2 protein-coding genes are annotated in these 1,066 nt (G+C 46.8%); both read right to left on the reverse strand.

Features of this window, described 5'->3' with window-relative positions; translation table 11 throughout:
* A partial coding sequence (locus R7O12_RS26680) for an alpha/beta fold hydrolase (protein ID WP_318127086.1) occupies nt 1-480 on the reverse strand: 480 nt, incomplete at its 3' end.
* The coding region (locus R7O12_RS26685; protein WP_318127087.1) for a thiamine pyrophosphate-dependent enzyme at nt 467-1,066 on the reverse strand (600 nt) is incomplete at its 5' end. The genes R7O12_RS26685 and R7O12_RS26680, both read right to left, overlap by 14 nt.

Raw genomic sequence — 1,066 nt, forward strand, 5'->3', positions numbered from 1 at the left:
CGCTTGTTGATACCAATCGCTCAAAACACGTCCAAGTGGTTCACTCTCGAAGCGCAGTGCCCATTTTTGGTCGTTGTGCAATCTTGACTGTATCTCTGACTCTGTTTGAAGCCCGAAGTTTCCCCCTTCCACAATCGCGCCGACAATATTGAGATCTGAGAAGCACTCACCAGCAAGACCGTGCATTGCGATTCTTCCACCCATTGAGTAGCCAATCAAAATAAGTGGTTGTTGCGGAGGAAATAATAAAGATAGTGTGGAATTAAGAAGTTTGCAGCAATCATCGAGATCGTTGCACTTTGTAAACTGACTGCGACCATGACCAGGAAGGTCTATAACGACTCGTTCAAACTGAGTCAGCTCATCCAAACAAGCTTGCCAATCAGCACCACTTCCTAAAAGACCATGCAAAAACACCAGAGTGGGAAGATCACCACTTTGGTGTTTTTCAGTTGGAGAGAGACGCTCAGAGTGAAGCATGCAGGCTCTTATTAAATGCCTTTATCAACTCTGCGGCTTGGCTTGGTGGGGTTTGAACTTCCACCAGCATTGTGCCTTGGCCGCTCGACAGGTGCTCAGCAACCATTGCTTGATACATTTCTAATGTAGTTGGCTTTTCATACTTTAAGCCAAACTGCTTAGCTGCATGTTCAAACTGATAACCGTGGGGCATTTGGTAGTACGCAGTGCGATGCTCCTGAGGCACTGGCAACATATCGAAAATCGCACCACCATCATTGTTTGTGACCACAAGTACTGACGGCAGATCATTACGAGAAAACAGCGCGAGCGAGTTGAGGTCATAAAGCGCCGATGTATCTCCGATGTACATCAATAGCGGCTTGCCTCGTGAGCGCTGCACACCAGAAGCTGTGGCAAATAGACCATCAATACCCGACGCTCCGCGATTGGTAAACACCTCAGTATTTAATCGGCCAAACATATCGACTAATCTAACAAACAAGCTGTTACCGAGAAAGACATCGACGTTCTGCGTTCGCTCTTCAATGTCAGCCGCTAACGCGATTTCATTAAGCGTTGAAGCTGATGAAGACAGAAACTCATC

The sequence above is a fragment of the Vibrio sp. Vb1574 genome, assembly GCF_033338675.1.